Here is a 25,879-nt window from a genome sequence, read left to right on the forward strand (position 1 = left end):
CCTGTGGCGGCCGTGGCGCCGAAGGTCACGGCCGTGGCGCCGGAGAAGTTGGTGCCGGTGATGGTCACCGTGGTGCCCCCACTGGTCGGGCCGCTGGTGGGCGAGATGGAAGTCACCGTGGGCGCGGGCACATAGGTGAACTGGTCGGCTGCGCTGGTGGCACTGGTGCCGCCCACCGTGGTCACCGTCACATCGACGGTGCCGGCGCTGCCTGCGGGCGCGGTGGCGGTGATCTGGGTGTTGCTGTTGACGGTGTAGGTGGCGGTCGCGGCGCCGAAGCGCACGGCGCCGGTGCCAGGTGCTGCGGCGAAGCCGGTACCGGTGATGGTCACCGTGGTGCCGCCGCCGGTGGGACCTGCCGTGGGCGAGATGGAGGTGACCGACGGTGCCGCCACATAAGTGAACTGGTCAGCGGCAACGGCGGGACTGGTGCCGACGGAGTTGCTGACGCGGATGTCCACCGTGCCCGTTCCGGGCGGCGCCGTGGCCGTGATGCTGGTGGCGCTGTTGACCGTGAAGCTGGTCGCTGCCGAGGCGCCGAAGTTCACGCCCGTGGTGCCGATGAAGTTCGTGCCCGTGATGGTGACCATCGTTCCACCCGCCTGCGGGCCTGCCGTGGGCGTGATGCTGGTGATCGTGGGCGTTGCCAGGTAGCTGAATTGATCGGCCCCGCTGATGGCGCTGGTGCCGCCCGTCGTTGTGACGCGCACATCGACAGTGCCTGTACCCGCAGGCGAGGTGGCGGTGATCTGGGTGGCGCTGTTGACGACATAGCTGGCGGTTGTCGCGCCGAATAGCACGGCGGTGGCGCCGGACAGGTTGGCGCCGGTGATGACCACGCTGGTGCCGCCAGCCTGCGGGCCAAAGTTGGGCGAGACGGATGTCACCGTGGGCGCGGGCAGATAGGTGAACTGATTGGCTGCGGCAGTGACGCTGGTGCCGCCTGCCGTCGTGACGGTCACGTTCACCGTGCCCGATCCTGCCGGTGCCGTGGCCGTGATCTGGGTGGCGCTGTCGACCGTGAAGCTGGTCGCCGGCGTGCCGCCGAAGCTCACGGCGGTCACGATGGGGCTGTCGATCACGTTGGTGAAGTTGGCTCCGATGATGGTGACCAGATCTCCGCCAGCGGCCAGGCCGCTCGTGGGCGACAGCGCCGTCGCCGTGGGTGTGGCAGGGGGGAAGGGGTCGACGGCCAGATCGTCGAAGGCGAAGTTGCCGCCTTCGCCAACCGTGGCATTGTTGGATACCCGTACTTCGTCCACATCCGCCAGCGCGCTCAGATCGATAGGGACGAATTGCTGGGTCATGGCCGTCGTCTTGGTGACGATCACGCTGGCACCGGACACGGGGCTGCCGCCGCGATAGCCCGTGAGTGTGAACTGGGTCATGGAGCCGTAGGCATGGATGCGCACCCGTGCGAGGCTGAAGCGGTCCGTGCCATTGGCCGCCTTGATGATGGCGTTGCCGTCAAGGGTGGCGGAGGTGATGGCGTCGCCGGACGTGATGATTCCCGGGCTGCCCGTCTGCAGGTCCGCTGCAGCGAAATAGGACCACTGGCCGGTGAAGCGAAGCCCGTTGTAGTCCGGGGCAACATCCGAGAAGACGCCAGGCGTGGCGCCGGTCCCGAAGCCGATGATGCCCGGGTCCACTGCGGCATGGGCCGGAGCCGCCAGTGCCATCACCAACCCTATGAACCACGCAAACCACATGGACAGCATGCGTGAAGCGGACTTGGGCCTGGGGGTGTGGTTGGTGGGCATGGCGGGCAATGGCTGGAGGTGGAAGAACGTCAGGGCCTGACGGGGAATTCGCCGGACAGGCAGATGCAGAAATTCAGCGCCAGAACGGGTTGCATATTGCTGTGGGCCTGGTTGCCGCCGACGGGCAGCAGCGCTGTCGGCGCCATGGCCGAAGTGGCAGTTCCCGCTGCATAGGTGGGCCTGGCGCTGCCCCGGGGCGGTACGCCTTGCATGCCCTGCGCCAGCAAGTTGCCGCTGGGGATGGCCGCCGTGGCGCCGGCGCCCTGGGCGCTGATGCCGTGGCTGTGCGCCGGTATCTGCGCAAGGGTCAGCGTTTCGGTGGCTGTGCCCATGGTTTCACCGATGTCGCGGAAGCTCAGTCCAGGTCCCGTGCCGGCGCCCATGGCGGCCTTGCCCTGCAGATTGGGCAGCATGAAATTGGTGGTTCCGTTACCGCCGAACCGGCTTCCGATGACCGCAAAAAGCGCTGTATTCTGCTGTACCTGTATGGTCTGGCCTGCGCAAAAGGCCCAGTTGACAGGAGCGAAGGAGAAGCCGAATGCGCGGACCTCGCCGTAGAAGGGATCTGCCATATGGATGTTTCCTTGGGGGGAGGCTTGTTCAGTTGCGGGGCGGGAAGATACCGGAGCTGGCGATGCACCAGTTGATGACCAGCGAGGGCTGCATGTTCTGGTGAGGCTGGCTGCCGCCGCTGATGTCCACGGCGGCGGCAGCCATGAAGGAATCGGTGGGCGCGCCATAGGCAGACAGGCCATTGGCGGCCTCTGCCATCACATTGCCGCCGGGGACATTGGTGGTGGCCACCGCGGCGCTGGACAGCAGCTGGTGGGTGTGCTGGGGCATCTGGCTGGGGGTCAGCGTGACGTTTTCCGTACCGTCGATCAAGCCGAGCACAACGCCGCCACCGTATCCAATGGGCGTGCGACCACGCAGATCGGGCAGGCCGAAGTTCGTCGAGCCATTGCCGCCGTATCGGTTGCCCAGCAGCGCAAACAAGGCCTGGTTCGTACTGATCGGCAGAATCGCTCCGTTGCACAGCAGCCAGCCCCTTGGGACCTGGCCAAAGGCGAATGCGCGGATCTCTCCGAGAAAAGGGTCCATGAAATGCTCCTGTCCGTGCTATGTGAAGCTGGGGAAGATGCCCAAGAGGCAGATGATGTAGCTCAGCACCAGGCTGGGCATGACGTTGTTGTGCGGCTGCCCGCCGCCGACGATCTGCACCGAGCTGGGTCCCAGGGTGGCGGCAGTCGTTGCGGGTGAGGGGGCGTAGAGGTTGAACCCCGTGACGGCTGCCGGTACCTGCTGTTGTGGCTTGCTGGTGCTGGCGGCGCCGGCCGCCGAGAACTGGTGGGTGTGCCCGGGCAACTGGTTGATGTTCAGCGTTACGTCTTCCGCACCCATCTGCTGGCCCAGAATGCGGTTGCTCCCGCCCGGCAACTGGCCTTGGCCAATAGGAAGCCGGCCCTGCAGGTTGGGCAGTGCGAAGTTGGTGACGCCATCGCCGCCATAGGTGGTACCCAGCAGCACGAAGAGTGCTTCGTTCTCGCTGATGGCAACCAGCCTGCCGTCGCACAATGCCCAGTTCTGGGGGGCAAAGTTGCCCGCAAAAAGACGGATTTCTCCAATGTATGCCTCGCTCATGGCGTCTCCTCCTCCTTGATCGACGTGTTCATGCGTGTGATGAGTGCCTGGTAGCTGGTTTGCCCCGGCTCCGCATCCACGACGGGCCCCAGGAACAGAGCAAAGCGTCCCAGGCGTTCGTGGGAAAGCAGGTAGGTGTCGTGGGTCGGGCGGCCGATGTCAGGCCCCTTGAAGCGCAGCGAGCAGCGCGAGGCCAGCAATCCCTGCGTGACCGTGGCCGTTTCCAGGCGCAGCGCTACGGGCGCGGCACCGGGGAGCTGCAACGCGAAATCGGTTCCGACCAGGCCGGTGAAATCCTCAGGGCAGGGCATGCGCGCAGGCTGCGGCACGCGGCGCATATACCAGTACACGCCGCGATCGGCCTCGGTGGCAAAGCCCAGGCGCTGGTAATGACCGAGGATGGGGTTGTTCTTCTCCACATGCAGGCCCAGGTCAATGCCCAGGGCATCCGACTCATCCGTCAAAGCCTGCAGCAACTGCCGCCCCACGCCCTGGCGACGGTGCCTTGGAAGCAGGGCGATATCCACCACGCGGATTTCCTGCGGGCTGCGGTCCACATACAGCCGGCCCGCTATCTCGCCATTGCGCAGCACCAGATCGAAACTGGGGTTGGCGTAGGCCGTCGAATACTGGGTGTGCTGCGCCATGAACTGCTGGCGAATGAAGGCATTCCATTGCTCCTCGGGCCAGCCGAATTGTTCGCGCTCCTGCTCGCGTGTGGAGGCGAAGATGGCCAGGAGAGCGGCTTCGTCGCCGGAACCAATGGGTTGAAGCGCCAGCGCACCGCAGGATTCGGCGTGAGGGCTGCGGAGACTGGTATGGGCAGGCGCAGTGCTCATGAATGGAAATCGACTGGAGCCGCAGGAGTTCCAGTCGGGAATAATTGAAAAGAGTTGTTAAATCATAGGCAGGTTTTGCAAAGGATTGTCAAATTTCTTTGAGAAAGGATTTTCAGTATGCCAAGAAATCCATGCGGAAGATGAGTGTTCCCATAGGGAAGGAACTGAGTCGATTGATATTTGAAATTGATAATGTCCTATCAATGCATTGGTGGTTGTTTATTGTTGATATTGATTGTTCATTCAAATACTACAGGATTGTTATTTTGAATATCCCTGAAATCAGTGATATTCAACTCAAACAGCCCGGCGCCGGGAAATCGATCACGCTGCGGATGATCTCGCGCATTTCCGTGATCAGCGGCCGGGCATCGTCGCGGCGCCATTGCACGGTGTAGGTCAGCGGGGCCAGCGCGCTGTGCTTTGCGGCCTCGGCGCTGCCGTCCAGCACGCGCAGGCGGCCGCGTTGCTGCAGGGCCAGGGCCCATTGCTCGGGCATGTAGGTGAAGCCCAGGCCGTCCACCACCATGCCCACCACGGCGCCCCAGCTGTTGCAGGAAAGGCGCCGCTCCACGGCCAGGCCGTGGCGGCCCAGCCAGTCGTCCAGCGTGCGCGTGGCGCCCGAGCCGGTGGGCAGGGCGATCAGCAGTTGCTCGCGCACCAGGCGCCGGGGCAGGCCGGTGCCGGCGCGGGCGATGAAGTCGTCGCTGGCGGCCCAGACGAAGCGCACCTGGGCGACCTGCTCGAAGGCCAGGCTGCTGCGCGACGATGGCCCGGCAATGACCACGCAGTCCAGCTCGCCATCGACGATGCGCTGCTCCAGCACCTGGCCGATGTCGGTGTGGGGCTCCAGCTGCAGGTCGGGGTGCAGCTCGGCCACCCGCTGCACCAGCCGGGGCAGCCAGGTCAGGCCGCTGAGTTCGCCAAAGCCGATGCGGCAGCGGCCCTGCAGGCCCACGCTGCGGCCCGCCGCCTCGCGCAGCTGGGCGGCGCCGTGCAGCAGCTCGCGGATGCGCGGCAGCAGCTGCTCGCCCTGGGGCGTGAGTTCGGCGGCGCGGCCGCTGCGGTCGAACAGCTGCACGCCCAGCGAAGCCTCCAGCTCCGCAATGCGCTTGGACAGCGATGAGACCGACAGGTGCACGCGGTCGGCGGCCACGCTGAAGTTCAGGCAGGTGGCGGCCCAGTAGAAGGCTTCGAGCTGTTTGAGGGTCATGGCGATATTTTCACAAAAGCGAAACATTGATTCCGATTTATTTCGCTTTTCTTTGGAATTGCGCCCTCCTACATTGGCTGGCAATGCCTACGCCTGCCGTCCCTGCCGCTTCCGCCACGCCACCGCGCCGCCTGCGCGGCGTGCTGTCGCTTGACGATTTCGAGCGGCTGGCGCGGCGCCATCTGCCGCGCCCCATCCATGCCTACATCAGCGGGGCGGTGGAGGACAACGCCTCGCTGGCGGACAACCGCCGCGCCTTTGCCGAGCTGGCCTTCGTGCCGCGCGCGCTGGTGGGCGTGGCACAGCGCGACCCCTCCTTCGAGCTGTTCGGGCGCCGCTACGGAGCGCCGTTCGGCGTGGCGCCCATGGGCATTGCCGCGCTGTCGGCCTACCGGGGCGACCTGGTGCTGGCCCAGGCCGCACAGCAGGCGGGTGTGCCGGCCATCATGAGCGGCTCCTCGCTGATCCGGCTGGAGGAGGTGATGGCGGCCGCGCCCCACATCTGGTTCCAGGCCTACCTGCCGGGCGACCAGGGCCAGATCGATGCGCTGCTGGACCGCGTGGCCGCCGCCGGCGTGCAGACCCTGGTGATCACCGTGGACACGCCCGTGGCCGCCAACCGCGAGAACAATGTGCGCGCCGGTTTCTCCACGCCGCTGCGGCCCGGGCCTGGCCTGGCCTGGCAGGGCATCAGCCACCCGCGCTGGCTGTTCGGCAGCTTTCTCAAGACCCTGTGGCGCCACGGCATGCCGCATTTCGAGAACAACTATGCGCACCGGGGCGCGCCCATCCTGTCGGCCAGCGTGATGCGCGATTTCTCGGACCGCTCCCACCTGGCCTGGCCGCATCTGGCCGCCATCCGCCAGCGCTGGCAGGGGCAACTCGTGGTCAAGGGCATTCTTTCGGCCGCAGACGCCGTGCTGGCGCGCGATCACGGCGCCGACGGCCTCATCGTCTCCAACCACGGCGGGCGCCAGCTCGATGGCGCCGTGGCACCGCTGCGCGTGCTGCCCGGCATCGTGCGCGCCGTGCCCGGCCTGCCGGTGATGCTGGACAGCGGCGTGCGCCGGGGCACCGATGTGCTCAAGGCCCTGGCCCTGGGCGCGCGCTGCGTGTTCGTGGGCCGGCCCTTCAACTACGCGGCCTCGGTGGCCGGGCCGGCGGGCGTGGCCCACGCCATGGCCCTGCTGCGCGAGGAGGTGCTGCGCGACATGGCCATGCTGGGCGCCACGCGCCTGGACCAGGTCACGCCGGCCTGCGTGCGCCACGCGCAGGCCTGGGATGCGTTCTGAGCGGCAAGACAACGGCATCGACACAGACAACAGACACAGACACGGACACAGACGGAGACACAGCAGTGAGCAAGATTCCCGGATTCCATATCCACGCCCGGCCCGAGGCCGCCCTTGGCGATGCGCTGCTGCAGCGCTACCGCGGCTTTCCGGTCGCCAATGTCAGCGACGCCATGAGCCGCACCACGGGCACCTCGGCGCTGCGGCCTTTTCACCGCCGCCAGGGACCGCTGGTGGGCCGTGCGCTGACCGTGCGCACGCGGCCCGGCGACAACCTCATGGTGCACCAGGCCATCGACATCTGCGGCCCCGGCGACGTGATCGTGGTGGACGCGGGCGGCGCCGGGCCCAACGCCATCATTGGCGAGATCATGCTGGCGCTGATGATGGCGCGCGGCGCGGCCGGCATCGTCATCGACGGGCTGATCCGCGACAGCGACACCATCGGCCAGCACGGCCTGCCCGTGTATGCGCGCGGCGTCTCGCACCGTGGTCCCTACAAGGACGGCCCCGGCGAGCTGCATGTGCCCGTCAGCATCGACGGCATGGTCGTCCACCCGGGCGACCTGGTGCTGGGCGACGGCGACGGCCTGCTGGCCGTGCCCGCCGCCGAGGCCGCCGCCATTGCCGACCGCGTGGAGGCCATACAGCGCGACGAGGCCGACGTGCTTGCCGCCATTGCCGCAGGCCGCGCCGACCGCTCCTGGGTGGTGCGCACGCTGGCCGCCAAGGGGGTGCTGTGATGGACCGCCGCGTTGTCCGTTTCGACTACTGGCTGGACGCGGCCTTCGACCGCATCGTCTCGGCCGCGCCTGGCGTGCAACTGGTCACCTGCCGGCGCGAGGGCGACGATGCCGCCGCCTGGCAGGCCCTGGCCGGCGCACAGGTCTACCAGATCACGGCCGCCAAGGACGAGCTGCCGCGCCACTGGTTCGCCACGGCGGACCTGCTGGCGCGCTGCCCCGATCTGCTGGCCGTGTCCTCCAGCGGCTCGGGCTGCGACACCATCGACATCGAGGCCTGCACGCGCGCCGGCGTGGCCGTGATGAACCAGTCGGGCGGCAATGCGGATTCGGTGGCCGAGATGGCCATCGGGCTGATGCTGTCCGTGCTGCGCCGCATCAACGAATCCGACCGCCTGCTGCGCGCCCCGGCCCGGGGCTTCAGTCGCGAGGACGTGATGGGCCACGAGTTGCGAGGCCGCACCCTGGGCCTGGTCGGCGTGGGCGAGGCCGGCAACCGCGTCGCGGCCCTGGGCCGGGCCTTCGGCATGCAGGTGATCGGCTGCGACCCGGCCTATGACGCGGCCGGCCTGGCGGCGCGCGGGGCAGAGGCCGTGGGCTTCGACGAACTGCTGCAGCGCGCGGACATCGTCTCCCTGCACTGCCCGCGCGATGCCTCCACGCTGGGGCTCATGGACGCCGCTGCCTTTGCGGCCATGCGGCCGGGCGCCATCTTCGTGAGCACGGCGCGCGGCGGTATCCATGACGAGGCCGCCCTGCACGCCGCCCTGGCCAGCGGCCACCTGGCCGGCGCCGGGCTCGATGTCTGGGACCAGGAGCCGCCGCCCGCCTCCCATCCGCTGCTGGCCCTGCCCCAGGTGGTGGCCACCTTCCACACCGCCGGTGTCACGCACGAGGCCCGGCGCAACAACGCCGAGCTGGCTGCCACCCAGATCGTGCAGTTGCTGGCCGACGGCCAGCGGCCCGCGCGCCTGGTCAATCCCGAGGTCTGGCCGCATGCGCGCGAGCGCATCGCCCGGGCCTTGGACCCGTCCCGTTCCCCGTCCCGTTAGCCGCTTCCTTCACCATGACTACAAAGCCTCTCAGACCACTGCAAGAGGCGACCCAGGAGACAAAGATGACACAGCAAGCAAGGCGCGCATTGTGCGCAGGCCTGGCCGCCGCCTGCATGGCGCTGCCGGCCCTGGCCCAGGCTCAGACCCAGACTCAGGGCGAGGCCCCCTATCCCTCGCGCAACATCGAGATGATCGTGGCCTACGGACCCGGCGGCGGCACCGACCTGGTGGCGCGGCTGCTGGCCCGCCATCTGGAAAAGAAGCTGGGCGGCAGCGTGGTCGTGCTCAACCGCCCCGGCGCGGGCGGCGGCATCGGCTTTGGCGAACTGGCGCGGGCCAAGCCGGACGGCTACACCATCGGCTTCATCAACACGCCCAACGTGCTGACCATTCCCATCGAGCGCAAGAGCAGCTTCCACTGGAGCCAGTACGACCTGCTGGGCAACCTGGTGGACGACCCGGGCGGCTTTGCCATCCACAACAGCAACGCCATCACCACGCTGGCCGGCCTGGCCGCCTACGCCCGGGCCAACCCCGGCGCCGTGACCGTGGGCACCACGGGCACGGGCTCGGACGACCACCTGGCCATGCTGCTGTTCGCCAAGGCCACCGGCACGCAGCTCACCCATGTGCCCTACAAGGGCGCGGGCGAGGTGCGCGCCGCCGCCACGGGCCAGCAGATCACCATCGGCGCCATCAACGTGGGCGAGGTGCTGGCCTACCAGAAGGGCGGAACTCCCATCCGCCTGCTGGGCCAGATGTCGGCCGCGCGCAGCTCGCTGGCGCCGCAGGTGCCTACGTTCAAGGAGCAGGGCATCGATATCGAGCTGGCCTCCCTGCGCGGCCTGGCCGCGCCCAAGGGCTTGCCCGAAGGCGTGCGCAAAAAGCTGGTCGATGCCGTGGCCGCCATCGCGGCCGACCCGCAGTTCAGGCAGCAGGCCGAGGCCATGTACGCGCCGCTGCGCTACCTGGCGCCGCCCGCCTACGCGGCCGAACTGGAGCGCACCGAGGCCGGCTTTCGCAAGCTCTGGACCGAAATGCCCTGGCAGGACGGCAAGCCCTGAAGGCCCTGGCCATGCAAACCTTTGAATGGACAAGGACAACTGCCATGACCCCTCTGTCGCGCCGCAGCCTGGCTGCGCTCACCCTGTGCACACTGGCCCTGCCCGCGCTGGCGCAAGGCCCCATCACCCTCATCGTGGGCTGGCCTGCGGGCGGCCCTTCCGACAACGTGGCGCGGCTGGCGGCCACGCGCATGAGCGAGGCCCTGGGCCAGCCCATCACCATCGACAACCGGGCCGGCGCGGGCGGCAACCTGGGCAGCGACGCGGCAGCCCGCGCAAGGCCCGATGGCAACACCATCATGCTGGCCACCGTGGCCTCGCACGGCCTGAACTCCGCGCTCTACGCCAGGCTGAACCACGACCCGCTCAAGGACTTCGCGCCCATCGGCATGATCACCACCTCGCCCAGCGTGCTGCTGGTGCCCGTGGCCTCGCCGCTGCGCTCGGTCAACGATCTGCTGGAGGCGGCGCGCGCCAGGCCGGGCCAGCTCAACTACGGCTCGGGCGGCGTGGGCTCCAGCCAGCACCTGGCGGGCGCCAGCTTCAAGCAGCTCACGGGCGTGGATGTCACCCACATCCCCTACAAGGGCACGGCCCCGGCCATGACCGACCTGATGGCGGGCCGCGTGGACTTCGTGCTCACCACCGGTGCCATCCCCTTCATCCGTTCAGGCAAGCTGCGCGCCCTGGCCGTCGCCTCGCGCCAGCGCCTGCCGGCCCTGCCCGATGTGCCCACGTTCGAGGAAGCAGGCGTCAAGGGCTTCTACACCGACTCCTGGTACGGCCTGGTTGCCCCGGCCGGCACGCCGCGCGCGGCGCTGGAGCGCCTGAACGGCGCACTGGCCACGGCGCTGCGCAATCCCGAGGTGCAAAAGCAGTTCATCGACCAAGGCTCGCTGCCCGTCAAGCCCATGGGCGTGGACGCGTTCTGGCGCTTCGTGCGCGAGCAGATGCCCGTGGCGGCCGAGCAGGTGCGGGTGTCGGGGGCCAGAGCCGAGTGAGCGCAGCCGGGGGCGGGCGGCCACGCAGGATCGGCACGGGCGCCTGCGCAGCCGCAATGCAGCCAGCGTGTCACTTGCAGGTCACTGGCAGGTCACTGGCAGGTCACTGGTAGTTGAGCGTGAAGGTGGCCCGTCCGTTGGCCAGGCCCGTGGTGACGGAGGGCTGGGTCTGGACATAGCGCGCCGTCAATGGAATCACGTGGTTGCTGGTGTCTGGGGTGATGGTGCCCGCCTGCCACTGGTTGGGATTGCCGAAGTTGGCGGAGTCCTCGCCGTAGCTGATGACCTTGTCGCTGCTGCGGATCTGGATGCCGATGCCGGCAGCCCCTCCGGTCACCGTCAGCACATCGGAGCGGTTGGCGGCATCGTTGGCATCCGTGAGCGTGACGAACGGGCGCAGGGTGGAATTGGCTTCGCCCCCGGTGCATATCAGTTCCAGATCGAATGGCTGGGGCGCGGAGGTAGCGCCTATCCCGTTGAACAGTGACCTGTTGATTCGCTGCAGGTTCACGGCGATGTTGCTCGTCTTCACCCGGCAACTGGCGCCTGTGCGCACCACGGTGCTGCCGGTCGCCTTCACGATCCAGTTATTGCAAAGGCTATTGCAGTCAAACCGGGCGGATGAATAGCTGCTGACGCTGAAAGTGCCCGATTGAACGGCGCCTGTCTTGATGAGTTGCATCCATATGGTTTGCTCATGTACATCATTCCTTAGCCATCCCGTGGCTCCTGCATTGTTGGACGTAGTGGTGATGGACATGGTTTTGCCATTGGGGAAATTCCTGGCTTTCCATATGGCACGCCAACGGATTCCTATTCCGCGCAAAGATGTGGAGTAGATATCGCCGTCCAGCGTAGTGGCGTTCATGATTTGGGGCCATATTTCTGAAGATGGCCCCGAAAGCACACTGTAGGAAATTGTGTCGAGGGTGGATTTGACCATGGGCGATTCCCATAGCACTGATCCATTCATGATATTTCCTGCGGGAACGTTGATGATTTCCGGTAATTGGATGGTGGACGACGCCGGGGTAAATATGCCTCCATAAATGGAGCTTACAGAAAAGCAAAGCGTTGCCGTAATGAGAAAATATCTGATTTTTTTCATATGAATGAAACCGGAAACGATGCAGGAGAGTTTGATGGGCGCGCTCCAAAGTCTATTCCTATGATTGATGGAAATCCATAGGATCATTCTGATATTGGCAATGCTTTTTCATGACTCCAATGCCGTGTTCCGTCCGCTGCCGTGGCGCGGCATGGCCACCGGGTCCGGCCTGCGGCACACCGGGCGCAAGCGGCGCCAACGACGTGGCGGCCGCCTGGGCACGGCCAACCACGGGTGACGCCTTTGCAAGACGTCTGGGCTGAGCCCGTGGCTCAACCCCGCCTGCGCGCCGCCAGCCCCTGCACCACGGCCGCCAGCCGGTCGATTTCCTCGGTGGTGTTGTAGAAGGCCAGCGAGGGCCGCACCGTGGTCTCCACGCCGAAGCGCCGCAGGATGGGCTGGGCGCAGTGGTGGCCGGTGCGCACGGCGATGCCTTCGGCGTTGAGCGCCTCGCCCACCTCGGCCGTGGTCCAGCCCTTGAGCACGAAGGACAGCACGCTGGCCTTGTCGGCCGCCGTGCCGATCAGGCGCAGGCCGGGGATGGGCGCCAGCGCCTGCGTGCCGTACTGCAGCAGGTCGTGCTCGTAGCGCGCGATGCGCTCCATGCCCAGGGCCTGCACGTAGTCGATGGCGGCGCCCAGGCCCACGGCGTCGGCAATGTTGCCGGTGCCGGCCTCGAAGGTGTTGGGCAGGGGCTGGTAGACGGTTTTCTCGAAGGTCACGTCGGCGATCATGTTGCCGCCGCCCTGCCAGGGCGGCATGTCCTCCAGCACCTCGCGCCGTCCCCAGACCACGCCGATGCCCGTGGGCCCGAAGACCTTGTGGCCCGAGAACACGAAGAAGTCCGCGCCGATGGCCTGCACGTCCACGGCCATGTGCGAGACCGACTGCGCGCCATCGACCAGGGCCCGGGCGCCCGCCTGGTGGGCCAGCTCCACGATCTGCTGCACGGGCACGACCGTGCCCAGCGCGTTGGAGACCTGGGTGACGGAGACGATCTTGGTGCGTGGGTTCAGCAGCCTGCGGTATTCATCGATGAGCACCTGGCCCGAGTCGTCCACCGGGATCACGCGGATCTTCGCGCCCTTGGCGGCCGCCAACTGCTGCCAGGGCACGATGTTGGCGTGGTGCTCCAGGTGGGAGACGATGATCTCGTCGCCCTCGCCCACATGCTGCCAGCCCCAGCTCTTGGCCACGAGGTTGATGGCCTCGGTGGTGCCGCGCACGAAGATGACCTCGTTCACGTCGGGCGCGTTGATGAAGCGGCGCACGCGCTCGCGCGCGCCCTCGTAGGCGTCGGTGGCGCGGGCAGCGAGTTCATGGGCCGCGCGGTGGATGTTGGAGTTCTCGTGCTCGTAGAAATGGCGGATGCGCTCGATCACCGCGCGCGGCTTGTGCGTGGTGGCCGCGTTGTCCAGCCAGGCCAGGGGCCGGCCGTTGACGCGCTCGGACAGGATGGGAAAGTCCCGGCGCACGGCATGCACGTCGAAGGGCGCCTGCACGCCGGCCGCTCCATGCCTTGCCCCGTGCGAAGCCTGCTGGCGCTGCAGCGGATGGGCCGGCGTGGTGTAGCCGGCGGGCAGCACCACGGGATCGACAAAGTAAAAGCGCGGCTCGGCCGAAGGCACGGTGGACGCAATGCCGGGCCCTTCGGTGGGCACGCCGATGCGTGGCACGGCGGGTGACGCAGGTGTAGCAGGTGCCGTGAACGGGAGCGCGGCCAGCGCATCCAGCGGATCGCCCTGGCGCTGGGGCACGCCCAGCACCTGTGATCCCAGGCGCGGCTCGTAGGCGGGCAGGGCGCTCACGACATGGTCGGGCACGCCGTTGCCGGCCTGGGCATGGGGCAGCAGCGCGGGCGCGCGGTGGGCCAGCGAGGCCAGCGGCGCGGGCGAGGCCGGCAGCAGGTTGCTGCCCGGCGCCAGGCCCTGCGGGATGGGCGTGCCCGGCACGCCGGGGCCCAGGCCTGCGGGGCTGGCCAGCGGCGAGCCCGGGGGCGCCACGTTCACGGGCGCCTGCACGCCAGCAGGCAGGCCGGGAAGACCCGGAAGACCCGGCAGGGCAGGAGCCGATCCCGGTGCGGCGGAGAACAGGGCGTTGGCCATGCGCGCCAGCGCCTCGGGGTCGAAGGGCGCCTGGGGCGCCACGGAGGTGATTGCAGACACGGTCAACGCCCGGCCTCTTTACTTGTAGGTGTCGGGATAGTCGTGGTACTTGCCGATCTCGACATCGTCGAGCACGGCCAGCGCATCGGGCGTGAGCACGGCCAGCGAGCAGTACAGCGAGATCAGGTAGGACGCGATGGCATGGTTGTTGATGCCCATGAAGCGCACCGACAGGCCCGGGCTCTGCTCGCCCGGCAGGCCGGGCTGGTACAGGCCGACCACGCCCTGGCGCTTGTCGCCCACGCGCAGCAGCAGGATCTTGCTTTTTCCATCGGCCACGGGCACCTTGTCCGAGGGGATCAGCGGAATGCCGCGCCAGGTGATGAACTGCGAGCCGAACAGGCTGACCGTGGGCGGCGGCGTGCCGCGGCGCGTGGCCTCGCGGCCGAAGGCGGCAATGGCCAGCGGATGGGTCAGGAAGAAGGCGGGCTCCTTCCAGACCTTGGTCAGCAGCTCGTCCAGGTCGTCGGGCGTGGGCGCGCCGGTCAGCGGGAAGATGCGCTGCTCGTCCGTGACCTGGGCCAGCAGGCCGTAGTCGGGGTTGTTGATCAGCTCGCTTTCCTGGTTCTCCTTGATGGTCTCGATGGTCAGGCGCAGCTGTTCCTTGATCTGGTCATGCGGGCTGCTGTAGAGGTCGGAGATGCGCGTGTGCACATCCAGGATGGTGGAGACGGCGTTGAGGAAGTACTCGCGCGGCTGCTCCTCGTAGTCCACATAGGTGCGCGGCAGCTGGTTGTCTTCCTGCTTGGCCGTGCAGGTGACCTTGATGGCCTCCGGGTTCTTGACGCGGTTGAGGCGGTAGATGCCCGCCTCCACCGGCGACCATTGCAGCAGGTGCGTCAGCCAGCGCGGGCTGATGGTCGAAAGCTGGGGAACGGTTTTGGTTGCGTTGGCCAGTTGCCGCGCGGCGTTGTCGCCTAGCGCGGTCGTGCCGCCCACTGTTGCCGACATGTGCAGACTCCGTGATCAGTTCAGGAAAAAGGGAAAGGGAAGGAGGGAAACAGGGCCAGTGTCCCGGCCCGCGCACATGTCTTCAACATGCTATAGCCGCCAAGCGCAGGCCGCGCACCAGCTGGTCGTGGGCCACGGTTTCGCCGCGCATGACCAGGGCCGAGGGCTGCACGCCCAGCGAGACGGCCAGCTTCTCCACGGTCAGCAGCGAGGCGATGACGCGGCCGCGCTCTATCTCTCCCACGTAGGAGCGGTTCAGGTCCGAGTGCTCGGCCAGCCGCTCCTGCGACCAGCCATGGGCCTCGCGCGCCTGGCGCACGGCAATGCCGAAGCTGGTGACAAGACGGGTGCTCATAGGGCCACCTCCCGGGGCTGCTGCGCGTGCTCGCGCGCATGGGCCTGGGTGACGTGGGCGCCGGGCGGCACGTCCTCGGTCACCCAGACATTGCCGCCGATGACGGCGCCGCGCCCCAGCGTGACGCGGCCCAGGATGGTGGCGCCCGCGTAGATGACCACGTCGTCCTCCACCACCGGATGGCGCGCCAGGCCCTTGCGCAGGTGGCCGTGCTCGTCGGTGGGAAAGCGCTTGGCGCCCAGGGTGACGGCCTGGTACAGCCGCACGCGCTCGCCGATCACGGCGGTCTCGCCGATCACCACGCCCGTGCCGTGGTCCATGAAAAAGCCCCGCCCGATCTTCGCGCCCGGGTGGATGTCGATGCCCGTCTGCGCATGCGACAGCTCGGCCACGATGCGCGCCAGCAGCGGCTGCTCCAGCAGGTACAGCTGGTGGGCCAGGCGGTGGTGGATCATGGCCAGCACGCCCGGATAGCACAGCAGCACCTCGTCCACGCTGCGCGCGGCGGGATCGCCCTGGAAGGCGGCCAGCACGTCGCTGTCGAGCAGGCGGCGGATCTGGGGCAGGGACTCGGCAAAGGCGCGGGCGATGTCCAGCGCCATGGCATCGGCGCCCGCTGCCGTGTGGGGCGCGGACAGCCGCAGCTCCAGCCGTATCTGGCCCAGCAGCGCATGCAGGGCCGAGTCCAGCTGGTGGGCCACGAAGATGTCCTCGCTTTCCTGGCGCAGGTCGTGCGGGCCCAGGCGCATGGGAAACAGGGCTGCCTTGAGCTGGTCGATGAGGGTGGAAAGCGCGTCGCGCGAGGGAAACTCGCGCGCCCCGGGCTCCTGGGTGCGGCCGTGCGCCTCGCGCCATTCGCGGCGCGCCGCATGCAGGTTCTGGGTGAGTCCGGCAATGTCGAAACTGGCCATCTGCGGGCTCCTTCAGTCTTGAATCCAGGGCAGGCCGTGGAAGCGCCAGCCGTCGTTTTTGCCGCGCTGCTGACGCGCGTCGATCTCGCCCTCGAAGCCTTCGAGCACGTTGAACACATGGGCGAACCCGGCCTGGGCGGCCGCCTGGGCCGCCAGCACCGAGCGCTTGCCGCTGCGGCACAGCAGCAGGGCCACGGCCTCCTTGCCGCCGTGCGGGGCCAGGCGCGCTTCCAGCTCGCGGGCAAAGCGCGGGTTGCGCGTCAGGGCCGTGCCCGTGGCCCAGGGCACGTGCAGGGTGCCGGGCACCTGGCCGACGAACTTGCGTTCCTCGGCCGTGCGCACATCGACCAGCACGGCCTGGCCGGCCTGCACCAGCGCCCAGGCCACGGGCGGGTGCACGCCGCCTGCGTGGCCCAGCCCCTGTGCGCGGGCGTGTTCCTGCGCCTCTTCCAGAGCCTGGGGCAAGGCGGTTTCCAAAGTGAGGGCTGTCATGTCGTCGTCCTTGCGGAGAGTTCGCGGGTTGGTGGCTATGGGCACCAATCTAAGAACTTCGCGGCAAGCCACCAACGAACAAGAGCGGCGTTTGATAGAAGCAAAACGTCTATGAAGGCGCCGCGCGGCGCCATGCCCGGTTCGGGTGATCAGGCCGTCAGCACCCGCTGCAGCATCCACAGGTTCAGCGACACCACCAGGGCCGCGCAGCCCCACAGCACTGCCGACATCCTTGGGCCAAAGGCCAGCTCGCCCAGCGCCTTGCGCCGCGTGGTGAACAGCAGCAGCGGCACGATGGCAAACGGCAATTGCAGGCTCAGCACCACCTGGCTGAATACCAGCAGGGCGCTGGCGCCGGTGCTGCCGAACCAGGCGGTGGCCACCACGGCGGGCACGATGGCGATGCAGCGCGTCAGCAGGGCGCGCAGCGCGGGCGACAGGCGGATCTGCAAGAAGCCTTCCATCACGATCTGCCCGGCCAGCGTGCCCGTGACCGAAGAACTCAGCCCCGAGGCCAGCAGCGCCACGCCGAACACCGCGCTGGCGATGCCCACGCCCAGCAGCGGCGACAGCAGGTGGTAGGCGTCCGACAGCTCGGTCACCGGCGCCTGGCCGGGCCGGTTGAACGCGCCGGCCGCCACCACCAGGATGGCGGCGTTCACGAACAGCGCCAGCCCCAGCGCCACCGTGGAGTCCAGCGTGGCCAGGCGGATGGCCTGGCGCGTACCCTGGAGCGTGGTGTCATGCCGGCGTGTCTGCACGATGGACGAATGCAGGTAGAGGTTGTGCGGCATCACCGTGGCCCCCACGATGCCCACGGCCAGGTACAGCATCTGCGGATTGGCCACGATCTCCATGCCCGGCAGCAGCCCGCGCAGCACGGCCGCCACGGGCGGCTGCAGCCACACCAGCTGGGCGGCAAAGCACAGGCCGATCAATGCCACCAGGGCGATCACCACCGACTCCAGGCAGCGAAAGCCCCGGCTTTGCAGCGCCAGGATCAGCATCACATCCACCACCGTGATGCACACGCCGACCAGCAGCGGCAGGCCGAACAGCAGGTTCAGGCCGATGGCCATGCCCAGCACCTCGGCCAGGTTGCAGGCCACGATGGCGATCTCGCAGAAGAACCACAGCACCAGGTTGATGCGCGGGGAAAACTGCGCGCGGCAGGCCTGGGCCAGGTCACGCCCGCTGGCCAGGCCCAGGCGCACGGCCGCCGCCTGGAACAGCATGGCCATCAGGTTGGAGGCAAAGATCACCGCCAGCAGCGAGTAGCCGAACTGCGAGCCGCCCGCGATGGAGGTGGCCCAGTTGCCCGGGTCCATGTAGCCCACGGCCACCATGTAGCCGGGCCCGGCAAACGCCAGCACGCGGCGCGCGTTGTCCGAGCGGCTGGCGCCGCGCGGCACGGCGATGCTGCGATGCACCTGCGGCAGGCTGGGCGTGCCCGCGTGGCCGTGGTCCGGTTCGATGGCGCCGAAGCGGCCCTGTTCAGCCGCAAGCACGGTGTCGTTCATGGGGGCCTTTCCGCCGGCGGGGGCACGCGGTTGCAGGGGGGATGCCTATCGGGCCGTCGGCACCAGGCTGCTGGCGGGTGCCATGGCTGCGGCGGCGGGTGCGGCATCAGTGCCTGCGCCGCGCCACAGCGCCACGAGATCTGCGGTCACGATGACCGCGCCGGCCAGCAGAATCAGGCTGCCCACGCAGCGGCGCGCCACGGTGGCAGGTTTCAGGCGCCGTGGCGTGCTGGCCGGCGTGCGGGGGGCGGATGAAGGCAGAAGGGACATCATGGCAACTCCTTGGCAGGGGAACGCTTGTCTCGGGCCAGCCCCGGGGAAGCCCGCCTGCCCCGGCCGGTGCGGGGCAGGCGGGCGGTCCGCGTCAGGCGTAGGCGCTGCTCATCACCAGCGAGCCGTTCACGCCGGACGGGAAGAACCCGCCCTTGGTCGCCGTGTCCTTGGTCAGGTACACGATGTTCAGCACGTCGCCCGGCGAGCGGCTGTAGGCGATGCCGTTGGCATCCAGCGGCACGATGTTGGACGTCGTGGCATCCCCCGTGATGCCCTGGTCCACGTCGGTGGAGCCGTCCAGGCTGTCGCGCGCATCCGAGATGGCGCCGGCCGCCGTGCGCAGCGCGGGCGTGGCCAGTCCCTTGGCGTACAGCACCGTGCGCACCAGGCCTGCGTGGTAGGCCTCGGCGGCCAGGATGCCGGCGGCTGCCTCCAGATAGGTCTTGTTGGTGATCAGCGGCGATGCGCCCTTGTAGGCGGTGACGCCCACGTCCTCGAAGATGAAGGCCCCCAGCAGGAAGTTCTCGTCACTCGCATAGGGATCGAAGGCCGTGCCCGCGCCCACCAGCCCGGCCGCTCGCGCGGCCACCGAGAAGGCGCCGTTCGGGTCGGTTCCGCCGATGTCGATCTGCGGCTGCGCCACTGCGGCCGAACCCAGCGCCGCGCGCAAAAAGGCCACGTGGGCGATCTCGTCCTGGGCGATCTCCTTGGCGTACTGCGCCACCACGGGGTCCTTGAAGGCCACGGCACGGCCACCCGTGATGGCGCCCTGCGTGCCCACGCCCGACTGCAGGTTGGCGGGCAGGCCGGTGCCGAACACCGCGTAGTGATAGAACTGCGACTCCAGATACTCCAGGTTGAGGGCGAAGTTCAGGATCTCCGCATCCGTGGGCCCGTTGGCCTGCGCATTCGCATCGCCTCCGCCGCCGCCGCAGGCGGACAGGATCACCCCGCCCGCCATGCCCACGGCCACGCCGCTGGTCTTGCGGAAGAACTGGCGCCTGTCCTCCAGCTTCTTGGCACGTTTTTGCAAAACCCCTATCAACACTGATTCGTCGGACATGATGGTTCCTCTCGGTTCGCGGCAGGCGCGAACGGTCAACGTGAAGAATGCGCCTCCGGCCGAAAGCACACGGGTGTGGCGAAAGCGCGTTCCACTGAAGAGGTGGCCACCTGCTCCAGGGGAATGGGATGCGTCCCCGCTATCCGGCAGTACGCAGGCCGCGCAGGTCTGGATGTGCCGCAATTGAAAGTGGTTGTAACTTTTTGTGTTTGACGTCGATCGCCGTTTTTTTTGAATCCAGACCCCGCTGCGCTGCGTATCCAGATCAGCCGGAATCGTTCGGCTTGTCATCAACCCGCTAGGAGCATTCCATGATCTCGATTCAAAACACCCGCAAGCTGGCCTCGTTCGGCCTGGCCATCGTGATGTCGGCTGCCTCCGTGGCTGCCATGGCCGATGTGATGGTGGGCGGCGCACCCATGCTGCCGTCCAAGGACATCATCGACAACGCCGTCAACTCCAAGGACCACACCACCCTGGTCGCAGCCGTCAAGGCGGCGGGCCTGGTCGATACGCTCAAGGGCCCGGGTCCGTTCACCGTTTTCGCGCCCACCAATGCCGCCTTCGAGGCCCTGCCCGCAGGCACGGTGGACACCCTGCTCAAGCCCGAGAACAAGGGCACGCTGACCACGGTGCTGACCTACCACGTGGTGTCCGGCAAGTGGGATGCAGCGGCGCTGTCCAAGATGATCAAGGACGGCAAGGGCATGGCCAGCATCAAGACCGTCAGCGGCGGCACGCTGGTGGCCAAGTCCAGCGGCTCCAAGATCATGCTGACCGATGAAAAGGGCGGCATGGCCACGGTGACGATTCCCGACGTCTACCAGTCCAACGGCGTGATCCACGTGATCGACAAGGTGCTGCTGCCCAAGTGAGCGGCACGGGCAGCGAGCGGGCCGGCCACTGACCGCCGTGGTCAGTGGCCGGAGCCTTGCGCCTTCGCCATGCGCCTTGCGGGCGCAACGCCGCAAGCCGCTGCCGGCGTCCCGGCCTGCGCGGCCAGCTTGGACAGCCGCCAGCGCGTCAGGTCGTCCGCGCCGGGGCCGGCCTCCACGCGCAGCTCGGAAAAGGGCACGCTGCGGCCCGACTCCTCCTCCACCAGCGCCAGCCGCAGGGGCGTGCCCGACTGCGCACGCACAAAGCGCATGGGCGGCTGCGCTTCTTGCTGCAGGCGCCACCGGTCGCCGACCTGGGCCAGCGCCTGGATCACCAGGGACAGGTCGCGGCCCTTGGGCGTGAGCAGGTACTCGTAGCGGTCCGGGCCGCTTTGGTAGAGGCGGCGCTCGACCAGGCCGGACTGCTCCAGCTGGCGCAGGCGGTCGGTCAGCGTGGCGTTGGTGATGTCCGTGGACTTTCTCAGGTCGTCATAGCGGCTCAGGCCCAGCATCAGGTCGCGCAGCACCAGCATGGCCCAGCGGTCGCCTACGGCCTCCAGCGTGGTGGCGATCGAGCAGGCCATGCCCTCGAAGCTCTTGGATCGCATGGAATTCCTCGTTGTCTGTTCGCGTTGTCGCAGGCCAGGAGTGTCTCAGCAAAACGCAAGCCCGGCCCGCAGAGGTGGATTGCGTGCTTGTAGCTCTAATGATTGAAGTTTATAGTTGAAGCCACTTTCAACCACCGCTTGATCCAAGCAAGGACTTCCCTCATGAGCACGCATCAAGGCACCGCCGTCGTCACTGGCGCCTCCTCCGGCATCGGCGCCGTCTATGCCGATCGCCTGGCCGCACGCGGCCATGACCTGATCCTGGTCGCACGCCGCGAGGACCGGCTGCAGGCGCTGGCGCAGCGCCTGCGCAGCGCGCATGGCCGCCAGGTCGAGGTGGTGGCCGCCGACCTGGCCGACGCCGCCGGCCTGCAGCGCGTGGAGGCCCTGTTCGATGGGCAGCGCGACATAGCCATGCTGGTCAACTGCGCCGGCCTGGGCGCCCTGGGTCCGGCGGCCCAGGTGGATGCGCGCGAAGTTGACCGCCTGGTCATGGTCAACATCCATGCGCTGACGCGGCTGTCGCTGGCGGCAGCGCGGCTGTTCGCCACGCGCGGCCGGGGCACGCTGATCAACATCGGCTCCATCCTGGCCCTGATGCCCTTGCCGGGCGCCTCCAGCTACAGCGCCTCCAAGGCCTATGTGCTGAGCTTCACGCGCTCGCTGCAGGCCGAGCTGGCACCCAGCGGCGTCACCGTGCAGGCCGTGATGCCCAGCCTGGTGCGCTCGGAGTTCTTCGGGGGCAAGCCTTCTCCTTTTCCCGAGCACCTGTTCATGTCGCCCGAGACCCTGGTGGACACGGCCCTGGCGGCGCTGGACCAGGGCGAGGCCATCTGCTTTCCCACGCTGGGCAGCACGACCGCCTGGCTGGACTTTGACCAATCGCGCGCCGATCTCGTCAAGGCGCTGACGCTCAGCGGCGTGCCGGCGGCGCGCTACCAGGCTGCGGATGCAGGCCAGCCGGCCTGACGGCCGCGCTGCGTCGCCACCCCGGATTCCCGTACTCCTCTTTTTGCCCCCGGAGAAAGCCATGCCCCTGTGGAAGATCTACCACCCCGAAAACGCCTTCAGCGATGAAGACAAACAGGCCATCGCCCAGCGCATCACGGCCGTCTACGGCGACCTGCCGCGCTTTTACGTGGGCGTGGTGTTCGAGGCCGTGGCGCGCACTTCGTTCTTCATCGGCGGCGAGCCTACGGATGATTTCGTGCGCATCTCCGTGGACCACATCGCGCGGCAGATACGCGACGAGGAGACCAAGACACGGTTCCTCGAAGGCGTGCGGCGGCAGCTGTCCCCCTTCATTGCCGACCGTGGCCTGCGCTGGGAGATGCATGTGGACGAGACGCCCTTCAGCCTGTGGAGCATCCAGGGCCTGCGCCCGCCCGTGCCGGGCACGCCCGAGGGGGAGAAGTGGCGCCTGGACAATCGGCCCTCTCCCCTCTGAGGACCTGCCTGCACCTCAGCGCAGCGACAGCCCCGCCGACTGGATCGCCCGGGCGTAGCGCGGGCGCTCGCTTTGCAGGCTCTGGCCCAGGTCGGCAGGGGAGCCGCCCGCCACCTTGAAGCCCATGTGCTCCAGCTGGGCGCGCACATCGGGGGCCTGCAGCACGGTCTGCAGGTCGCGGTTGATCTTGGCGACGATGGGCGCGGGCGTGCCGGCCGGGGCGAAGTAGCCCTGCCAGCTCTCCACCGAGAAGCCGGGCACGCCGGCCTCGGCCATGGTGGGTACCTGGGGCAGGGCGTCGGAGCGGTAGGGCGTGGTCACGGCCAGGGCACGCAGCTTGCCGGCGCGCACGTACTCGGTCACGGCGGCCAGCGTGATCAGCGTGGCGTCGGTGTGGCCGCCCAGCACGTCCAGCGCGGCGGGGCCACCGCCCGGGTAGGGGATGTAGTTGACCTTGGCGCCCGTCTCCTGCGTGAGGATTTCATGCGCCACATGGGCAATGCCGCCATTGCCGGGCAGGCCCAGGCTGATGCTCTGCGGCTTGGCCTTGGCGCGGGCCAGGTAGTCGCCCAGCGTGTTCAGGCCCGTGCCGGGGTTGACCACCAGCACCTGCGGATTGACCACGGCCTTGATGATGGGCGTGAAGGCCTTTTGCGTGTCGTAGGGCAGCTGGGCGAACAGCAGGCCGTTGAGCGTGAGGCCTTCGCCCTGCTGCAGCAGGGTGTAGCCGTCGGGCGCGGCCTTGGCCACCTTGGCCGCGCCGATGGTGCCGCTGGCCCCGGCCACGTTCTCCACCACCACCGACTGGCCCCACAGCGCGGCCAGCTTGTCGGCCAGCGTGCGCGTGAGCTTGTCGGCGCTGCCCCCGGGCGCCACGGGCACGATGATGCGCACCGGCTTGTTCGGAAAGCTTTCGGCCGAGGCCAGGGCCGCCGGCGCGTGCAGGGCCAGGGAGGAGAACAGGGGAAGCAGCAGTGCGCGCAGCGCAGACGGGGTGCGGATCATGGGAGTGCCGGAGTGCAGAGAGTCGATGCCCGCAGTCTGGGAGGCTCCTGGCGCGGCGTGAACTAAGCATTGCGGCTATGCATATGCGGCTGCCGCACAACGTGCGTCACGCTTGCGCCACGCATGCCCCACGCATGCGCGCGCAGTGCCCAAAGCTCATATCCATATCTGCAATGCGTCGTTGGCGCCGGGGCGGGAGAGGCCTAACTTCGTGTCCTCCCGCGAACGTCCTCCCAGGCACTCCCATGACACAGACCCATCTCTCCATCGACTTCAGCGGCAGCGACGTGGCCAGCCGCCGCGCGGCCGCCATCACCGGCTTCATCGCCACGGCCCGGCGCCTGCTCCCCGATCCCGAACGGGCCACGCCCGAGCAACTGCAGGCCGTGGCCCGCGAGCTGGAGGCGCTGGGCCTGCAGCGCGAACTGTTCCCGCACGCGCACTTCCCCGTCTCGGCCAGCAACCCGGCCCAGGTCTACCGGCTCAGCGAAGACCTGGGCGGGCGCTATGCGCTGTACCTTTCCACCGGCCTGCCGGGCAAGTCCCAGCCGCCGCATGACCACACCACCTGGGCCATCATCACGGGCGTCGAAGGCGTGGAGCGCAACGTGTTCTTCACGCGCGGCAAGACCGACGACCCGCTGCGCGACACCCTGGCGCTGGGCCGCAGCGTCGATGTGGGCAGCGGAACCTCGGTGGTGCTCACGCCCACCGACGTGCACACCATCGAGCTGATCGGCGAGGAACCCGGCCTGCACCTGCACTTCTACGGGCGCGGCCTGGAGCGCATGCCCGATCGCGTGGTCTTCGAGAGCCTGGAAGGCGGCAGCTTCCGCACCTTCGGCCCGCCCAAGTCCATTCGCCATGCGCTGGTCACGCCCGCCGCGCTGCGGCAGGCCCTGGCCGACGGCGAGGAAATCGCCGTGCTCGACGTGCGCGAGGCCGGTGTCTTCGCGCACCGCCACATCCTGTTCGCGGCGCCGGCCCCGGCCTGGCGGCTGGAGCAGCTCATCGACCGCCTGGTGCCGCGCCGCGGCACGCGCATCGTGCTGGTGGATGGCGACGGCACGCTGGCCCATGAAGCTGCCGCCAAGCTCGTGCGCCTGGGCTGGCCCAATGTCTCCGTGCTCGAAGGCGGCACCGAAGGCTGGGCGGCCGAAGGGCTGGAAATCTTCAGCGGCACCAACGTGCCCAGCAAGGCCTTCGGCGAAGTCATCGAGCATGAAAAGCACACGCCCTGGATCACCTCGGACGAACTGGGCGCGCGTGTGCAGCGCGGCGACAACATCGTCGTCGTCGACAGCCGCACGCCCGAGGAATTCGCGGCCTTCAGCCTGCCCTTTGCCCTGAGCGTGCCGGGGGCCGAACTGGTCTACCGCATCGGCGAAATCGCCCCGGACCCGCAAACCCTGGTCGTCGTCAACTGCGCGGGCCGCACGCGCTCCATCGTGGGCGCGCAGACCCTGATCGACGCCGGCATCCCCAACCCGGTCGTCTCGCTGCGCAACGGCACCATGGACTGGCTGCTCACCGGCCGCAGGCTGGCCCATGGCCGCCGCACCCCGCTGCCCGAGCCCGGCGCCGTCGCCCTGGCCACCGCCCGCGAACGCGCAGCCAGCGTGGCGCAGCGCGCGGGCGTGCAATCCATTGATGCGGCCGAACTGGCCCGCTTCGAGTCCGAAGCCACCGAACGCACGCTCTACCGCTTCGACGTGCGCACCCGCGAGGAATACCAGGCCGGTCACCTGCCCGGCTGGCGCTGGGCGCCGGGCGGCCAGCTCGTGCAGGCCACCGACGAATACGCGGCCACGCGCGGCGCACGCATCGTGCTGGCCGACTGGGACGGCGTGCGCGCCCTCACCACCGGCGCCTGGCTGGCCCAGCTGGGCTGGGAAGTCTTCACCTACGTTCCGCCCGCGCTGGCCACCCTGGAGGTCGGCGCCGAACCCGTGCGCGTGCTCGCCTCCCACGCACCCGCGCCCCAGCTGTCTGTGCAGCAGGCGCAGGAACTGCTGGGCGAAGGCCGGGCCATCGTCTTCGACGTGGACAGCCGGCCCGCCTTCGAGAAGCAGCACATCGCCGGTGCGCGCTTTGCCGTGCCTGATCGTCTGCCCTCCTTCGTGCAGGCCCTGCCGCCAGCGCAGGTGGTGGTGCTCACCTCGCCGGACGGCGTGCTGGCGCGCAGCGTGGCGGCCGAACTGGCGGCGCGCACCGGGCGCGATGTGCGCTCCGTCGTTGGCGGCACTTCTGCCTGGGCTGCTGCCGGGCTGCCGCTGGGGCAGGGGGATGCGGATGTGCTGACGGGGGATGATGATCAGTGGTACAGCCCTTATGCGCATCGGGATCTGGGGTTGAGGGATGCGGGGTTTCGGGCTTATCTGGATTGGGAGTTGGGGTTGGTGGGGCAGTTGGAGAGGGATGGGTGGGCTGCTGAGATTCGGCTGGTGCCTGTCTGAGTCGCTTTTTTTGTCCCTGCCGGGTGGTTGTTTTTCGAGGCC

27 protein-coding genes are annotated in these 25,879 nt (G+C 68.3%); 10 read left to right on the forward strand and 17 right to left on the reverse strand.

Annotation, left to right across the window (positions count from 1 at the left end):
• The 6 genes from DTS01S_RS28445 to DTS01S_RS28470 all read right to left on the reverse strand — a co-directional run.
• Nucleotides 1-1,760 (reverse strand): IPT/TIG domain-containing protein (locus tag DTS01S_RS28445; protein WP_174538955.1); only part of this gene is annotated, 1,760 nt, incomplete at its 3' end.
• 29 nt (nucleotides 1,761-1,789) lie between these two features.
• Nucleotides 1,790-2,332, reverse strand: coding sequence for a phage tail protein (locus DTS01S_RS28450; RefSeq protein ID WP_061289957.1), 543 nt, complete (start codon nucleotides 2,330-2,332; stop codon nucleotides 1,790-1,792).
• Between the two features lie 28 nt (nucleotides 2,333-2,360).
• Nucleotides 2,361-2,861: a phage tail protein gene (locus DTS01S_RS28455; RefSeq protein ID WP_061289960.1), complete on the reverse strand. Its 501-nt coding sequence runs from the start codon at nucleotides 2,859-2,861 to the stop codon at nucleotides 2,361-2,363.
• Nucleotides 2,862-2,879: 18 nt separating this feature from the next.
• Nucleotides 2,880-3,401, reverse strand: a complete 522-nt coding sequence (locus DTS01S_RS28460) for a phage tail protein (protein ID WP_061289963.1) — start codon at nucleotides 3,399-3,401, stop codon at nucleotides 2,880-2,882.
• Entirely contained in the window at nucleotides 3,398-4,240 is an 843-nt protein-coding gene (locus DTS01S_RS28465) for a GNAT family N-acetyltransferase (protein ID WP_061289965.1), read from the reverse strand. The genes DTS01S_RS28460 and DTS01S_RS28465 overlap by 4 nt, the downstream gene beginning before the upstream one ends.
• A 292-nt stretch (nucleotides 4,241-4,532) precedes the next feature.
• Nucleotides 4,533-5,453 (reverse strand): LysR family transcriptional regulator, encoded by a 921-nt coding sequence (locus DTS01S_RS28470; protein ID WP_061289967.1) that lies wholly within the window; start codon nucleotides 5,451-5,453, stop codon nucleotides 4,533-4,535.
• A gap of 83 nt (nucleotides 5,454-5,536) precedes the next feature.
• Between DTS01S_RS28470 and DTS01S_RS28475 the strand changes: the two genes are divergently transcribed.
• The 5 genes from DTS01S_RS28475 to DTS01S_RS28495 all read left to right on the forward strand — a co-directional run bounded on the left by DTS01S_RS28475 (nucleotide 5,537) and on the right by DTS01S_RS28495 (nucleotide 10,608).
• A complete protein-coding gene (locus DTS01S_RS28475; RefSeq protein WP_061289970.1) occupies nucleotides 5,537-6,745 on the forward strand; it encodes an alpha-hydroxy acid oxidase in 1,209 nt (402 codons plus the stop codon).
• Between the two features lie 65 nt (nucleotides 6,746-6,810).
• Entirely contained in the window at nucleotides 6,811-7,488 is a 678-nt protein-coding gene (locus tag DTS01S_RS28480) for an RraA family protein (protein ID WP_046986565.1), read from the forward strand.
• Complete coding sequence (locus DTS01S_RS28485; RefSeq protein ID WP_061289973.1) at nucleotides 7,488-8,540, forward strand: hydroxyacid dehydrogenase; 1,053 nt, start codon at nucleotides 7,488-7,490, stop codon at nucleotides 8,538-8,540. Before DTS01S_RS28480 ends, DTS01S_RS28485 begins: the two co-directional genes overlap by 1 nt.
• Before the next feature lie 65 nt (nucleotides 8,541-8,605).
• Nucleotides 8,606-9,607 carry a tripartite tricarboxylate transporter substrate binding protein gene (locus DTS01S_RS28490; protein ID WP_016450801.1) on the forward strand — a complete coding sequence of 334 codons (1,002 nt, stop codon included), beginning with the start codon at nucleotides 8,606-8,608 and terminating at the stop codon, nucleotides 9,605-9,607.
• A gap of 44 nt (nucleotides 9,608-9,651) precedes the next feature.
• Nucleotides 9,652-10,608 (forward strand): Bug family tripartite tricarboxylate transporter substrate binding protein, encoded by a 957-nt coding sequence (locus tag DTS01S_RS28495; protein WP_046240783.1) that lies wholly within the window; start codon nucleotides 9,652-9,654, stop codon nucleotides 10,606-10,608.
• 103 nt (nucleotides 10,609-10,711) lie between these two features.
• Here DTS01S_RS28495 and DTS01S_RS28500 read toward each other — a convergent pair whose 3' ends face one another.
• Complete coding sequence (locus DTS01S_RS28500; protein WP_236884539.1) at nucleotides 10,712-11,716, reverse strand: fimbrial protein; 1,005 nt, start codon at nucleotides 11,714-11,716, stop codon at nucleotides 10,712-10,714.
• Nucleotides 11,717-11,816: 100 nt separating this feature from the next.
• Here DTS01S_RS28500 and DTS01S_RS30770 point away from each other — a divergent pair, with 100 nt between their 5' ends.
• A complete protein-coding gene (locus DTS01S_RS30770; protein ID WP_156493794.1) occupies nucleotides 11,817-11,954 on the forward strand; it encodes a hypothetical protein in 138 nt (45 codons plus the stop codon).
• A gap of 34 nt (nucleotides 11,955-11,988) precedes the next feature.
• On the opposite strand, the gene DTS01S_RS28505 is transcribed toward DTS01S_RS30770, so the two are convergent.
• From DTS01S_RS28505 to DTS01S_RS28540, 8 genes are all read right to left on the reverse strand, one after another.
• Nucleotides 11,989-13,887 (reverse strand): family 2A encapsulin nanocompartment cargo protein cysteine desulfurase, encoded by a 1,899-nt coding sequence (locus DTS01S_RS28505; RefSeq protein ID WP_061289976.1) that lies wholly within the window; start codon nucleotides 13,885-13,887, stop codon nucleotides 11,989-11,991.
• 12 nt (nucleotides 13,888-13,899) lie between these two features.
• Nucleotides 13,900-14,832 (reverse strand): family 2A encapsulin nanocompartment shell protein, encoded by a 933-nt coding sequence (locus DTS01S_RS28510; RefSeq protein WP_013800566.1) that lies wholly within the window; start codon nucleotides 14,830-14,832, stop codon nucleotides 13,900-13,902.
• A gap of 82 nt (nucleotides 14,833-14,914) precedes the next feature.
• A complete protein-coding gene (locus DTS01S_RS28515; RefSeq protein WP_012207587.1) occupies nucleotides 14,915-15,187 on the reverse strand; it encodes a helix-turn-helix domain-containing protein in 273 nt (90 codons plus the stop codon).
• Complete coding sequence (epsC, locus tag DTS01S_RS28520) at nucleotides 15,184-16,098, reverse strand: serine O-acetyltransferase EpsC (protein WP_013800567.1); 915 nt, start codon at nucleotides 16,096-16,098, stop codon at nucleotides 15,184-15,186. Before epsC ends, DTS01S_RS28515 begins: the two co-directional genes overlap by 4 nt.
• A 12-nt stretch (nucleotides 16,099-16,110) precedes the next feature.
• Complete coding sequence (locus tag DTS01S_RS28525; protein ID WP_046986559.1) at nucleotides 16,111-16,590, reverse strand: rhodanese-like domain-containing protein; 480 nt, start codon at nucleotides 16,588-16,590, stop codon at nucleotides 16,111-16,113.
• Between the two features lie 149 nt (nucleotides 16,591-16,739).
• Nucleotides 16,740-18,110 (reverse strand): Nramp family divalent metal transporter, encoded by a 1,371-nt coding sequence (locus DTS01S_RS28530; RefSeq protein ID WP_061289979.1) that lies wholly within the window; start codon nucleotides 18,108-18,110, stop codon nucleotides 16,740-16,742.
• A 45-nt stretch (nucleotides 18,111-18,155) separates the two neighbouring features.
• Nucleotides 18,156-18,383 carry a hypothetical protein gene (locus DTS01S_RS28535; protein WP_061289982.1) on the reverse strand — a complete coding sequence of 76 codons (228 nt, stop codon included), beginning with the start codon at nucleotides 18,381-18,383 and terminating at the stop codon, nucleotides 18,156-18,158.
• A 91-nt stretch (nucleotides 18,384-18,474) separates the two neighbouring features.
• On the reverse strand, nucleotides 18,475-19,446 hold the full coding sequence (locus DTS01S_RS28540; RefSeq protein ID WP_016450780.1) for a ferritin-like domain-containing protein: 972 nt from the start codon (nucleotides 19,444-19,446) through the stop codon (nucleotides 18,475-18,477).
• A 311-nt stretch (nucleotides 19,447-19,757) separates the two neighbouring features.
• Between DTS01S_RS28540 and DTS01S_RS28545 the strand changes: the two genes are divergently transcribed.
• Nucleotides 19,758-20,321 (forward strand): fasciclin domain-containing protein, encoded by a 564-nt coding sequence (locus DTS01S_RS28545; RefSeq protein WP_061289985.1) that lies wholly within the window; start codon nucleotides 19,758-19,760, stop codon nucleotides 20,319-20,321.
• Nucleotides 20,322-20,362: 41 nt separating this feature from the next.
• Here DTS01S_RS28545 and DTS01S_RS28550 read toward each other — a convergent pair whose 3' ends face one another.
• Nucleotides 20,363-20,929: a winged helix-turn-helix transcriptional regulator gene (locus DTS01S_RS28550; protein ID WP_016452655.1), complete on the reverse strand. Its 567-nt coding sequence runs from the start codon at nucleotides 20,927-20,929 to the stop codon at nucleotides 20,363-20,365.
• A gap of 162 nt (nucleotides 20,930-21,091) precedes the next feature.
• On the opposite strand from DTS01S_RS28550, the gene DTS01S_RS28555 reads away from it, so the two are divergent.
• Nucleotides 21,092-21,898: an SDR family NAD(P)-dependent oxidoreductase gene (locus tag DTS01S_RS28555; protein WP_061289988.1), complete on the forward strand. Its 807-nt coding sequence runs from the start codon at nucleotides 21,092-21,094 to the stop codon at nucleotides 21,896-21,898.
• 61 nt (nucleotides 21,899-21,959) lie between these two features.
• Nucleotides 21,960-22,376, forward strand: coding sequence for a tautomerase family protein (locus DTS01S_RS28560; RefSeq protein ID WP_061289991.1), 417 nt, complete (start codon nucleotides 21,960-21,962; stop codon nucleotides 22,374-22,376).
• A gap of 15 nt (nucleotides 22,377-22,391) precedes the next feature.
• Here DTS01S_RS28560 and DTS01S_RS28565 read toward each other — a convergent pair whose 3' ends face one another.
• Nucleotides 22,392-23,381, reverse strand: coding sequence for a tripartite tricarboxylate transporter substrate binding protein (locus tag DTS01S_RS28565; protein ID WP_061289994.1), 990 nt, complete (start codon nucleotides 23,379-23,381; stop codon nucleotides 22,392-22,394).
• A 245-nt stretch (nucleotides 23,382-23,626) separates the two neighbouring features.
• Between DTS01S_RS28565 and DTS01S_RS28570 the strand changes: the two genes are divergently transcribed.
• Nucleotides 23,627-25,837, forward strand: a complete 2,211-nt coding sequence (locus DTS01S_RS28570) for a rhodanese-like domain-containing protein (protein ID WP_061289998.1) — start codon at nucleotides 23,627-23,629, stop codon at nucleotides 25,835-25,837.
• Nucleotides 25,838-25,879: the final 42 nt, after the last annotated feature.

Source organism: Delftia tsuruhatensis NBRC 16741, from assembly GCF_001571325.1.
In the GTDB taxonomy this organism is placed as follows: Bacteria; Pseudomonadota; Gammaproteobacteria; order Burkholderiales; family Burkholderiaceae_C; genus Comamonas; species Comamonas tsuruhatensis.

Excerpts from the sequence above, each read along its gene's own strand:
- DTS01S_RS28485 (WP_061289973.1), top strand. The coding sequence starts at position 7,488 with ATGGACCGCCGCGTTGTCCGTTTCGACTACTGGCTGGACGCGGCCTTC.
- DTS01S_RS28495 (WP_046240783.1), top strand. The coding sequence starts at position 9,652 with ATGACCCCTCTGTCGCGCCGCAGCCTGGCTGCGCTCACCCTGTGCACA.
- DTS01S_RS28460 (WP_061289963.1), bottom strand. The coding sequence starts at position 3,401 with ATGAGCGAGGCATACATTGGAGAAATCCGTCTTTTTGCGGGCAACTTT.
- DTS01S_RS28500 (WP_236884539.1), bottom strand. The coding sequence starts at position 11,716 with ATGAAAAAAATCAGATATTTTCTCATTACGGCAACGCTTTGCTTTTCT.
- DTS01S_RS28510 (WP_013800566.1), bottom strand. The coding sequence starts at position 14,832 with ATGTCGGCAACAGTGGGCGGCACGACCGCGCTAGGCGACAACGCCGCG.
- DTS01S_RS28525 (WP_046986559.1), bottom strand. The coding sequence starts at position 16,590 with ATGACAGCCCTCACTTTGGAAACCGCCTTGCCCCAGGCTCTGGAAGAG.
- DTS01S_RS28545 (WP_061289985.1), top strand. The coding sequence starts at position 19,758 with ATGATCTCGATTCAAAACACCCGCAAGCTGGCCTCGTTCGGCCTGGCC.
- DTS01S_RS28560 (WP_061289991.1), top strand. The coding sequence starts at position 21,960 with ATGCCCCTGTGGAAGATCTACCACCCCGAAAACGCCTTCAGCGATGAA.
- epsC (WP_013800567.1), bottom strand. The coding sequence starts at position 16,098 with ATGGCCAGTTTCGACATTGCCGGACTCACCCAGAACCTGCATGCGGCG.
- DTS01S_RS28540 (WP_016450780.1), bottom strand. The coding sequence starts at position 19,446 with ATGTCCGACGAATCAGTGTTGATAGGGGTTTTGCAAAAACGTGCCAAG.
- DTS01S_RS28475 (WP_061289970.1), top strand. The coding sequence starts at position 5,537 with ATGCCTACGCCTGCCGTCCCTGCCGCTTCCGCCACGCCACCGCGCCGC.
- DTS01S_RS28550 (WP_016452655.1), bottom strand. The coding sequence starts at position 20,929 with ATGCGATCCAAGAGCTTCGAGGGCATGGCCTGCTCGATCGCCACCACG.
- DTS01S_RS28470 (WP_061289967.1), bottom strand. The coding sequence starts at position 5,453 with ATGACCCTCAAACAGCTCGAAGCCTTCTACTGGGCCGCCACCTGCCTG.
- DTS01S_RS28515 (WP_012207587.1), bottom strand. The coding sequence starts at position 15,187 with ATGAGCACCCGTCTTGTCACCAGCTTCGGCATTGCCGTGCGCCAGGCG.
- DTS01S_RS28490 (WP_016450801.1), top strand. The coding sequence starts at position 8,606 with ATGACACAGCAAGCAAGGCGCGCATTGTGCGCAGGCCTGGCCGCCGCC.
- DTS01S_RS28555 (WP_061289988.1), top strand. The coding sequence starts at position 21,092 with ATGAGCACGCATCAAGGCACCGCCGTCGTCACTGGCGCCTCCTCCGGC.
- DTS01S_RS28465 (WP_061289965.1), bottom strand. The coding sequence starts at position 4,240 with ATGAGCACTGCGCCTGCCCATACCAGTCTCCGCAGCCCTCACGCCGAA.
- DTS01S_RS28530 (WP_061289979.1), bottom strand. The coding sequence starts at position 18,110 with ATGAACGACACCGTGCTTGCGGCTGAACAGGGCCGCTTCGGCGCCATC.
- DTS01S_RS28535 (WP_061289982.1), bottom strand. The coding sequence starts at position 18,383 with ATGATGTCCCTTCTGCCTTCATCCGCCCCCCGCACGCCGGCCAGCACG.
- DTS01S_RS28455 (WP_061289960.1), bottom strand. The coding sequence starts at position 2,861 with ATGGACCCTTTTCTCGGAGAGATCCGCGCATTCGCCTTTGGCCAGGTC.
- DTS01S_RS28570 (WP_061289998.1), top strand. The coding sequence starts at position 23,627 with ATGACACAGACCCATCTCTCCATCGACTTCAGCGGCAGCGACGTGGCC.
- DTS01S_RS30770 (WP_156493794.1), top strand. The coding sequence starts at position 11,817 with ATGCTTTTTCATGACTCCAATGCCGTGTTCCGTCCGCTGCCGTGGCGC.
- DTS01S_RS28450 (WP_061289957.1), bottom strand. The coding sequence starts at position 2,332 with ATGGCAGATCCCTTCTACGGCGAGGTCCGCGCATTCGGCTTCTCCTTC.
- DTS01S_RS28565 (WP_061289994.1), bottom strand. The coding sequence starts at position 23,381 with ATGATCCGCACCCCGTCTGCGCTGCGCGCACTGCTGCTTCCCCTGTTC.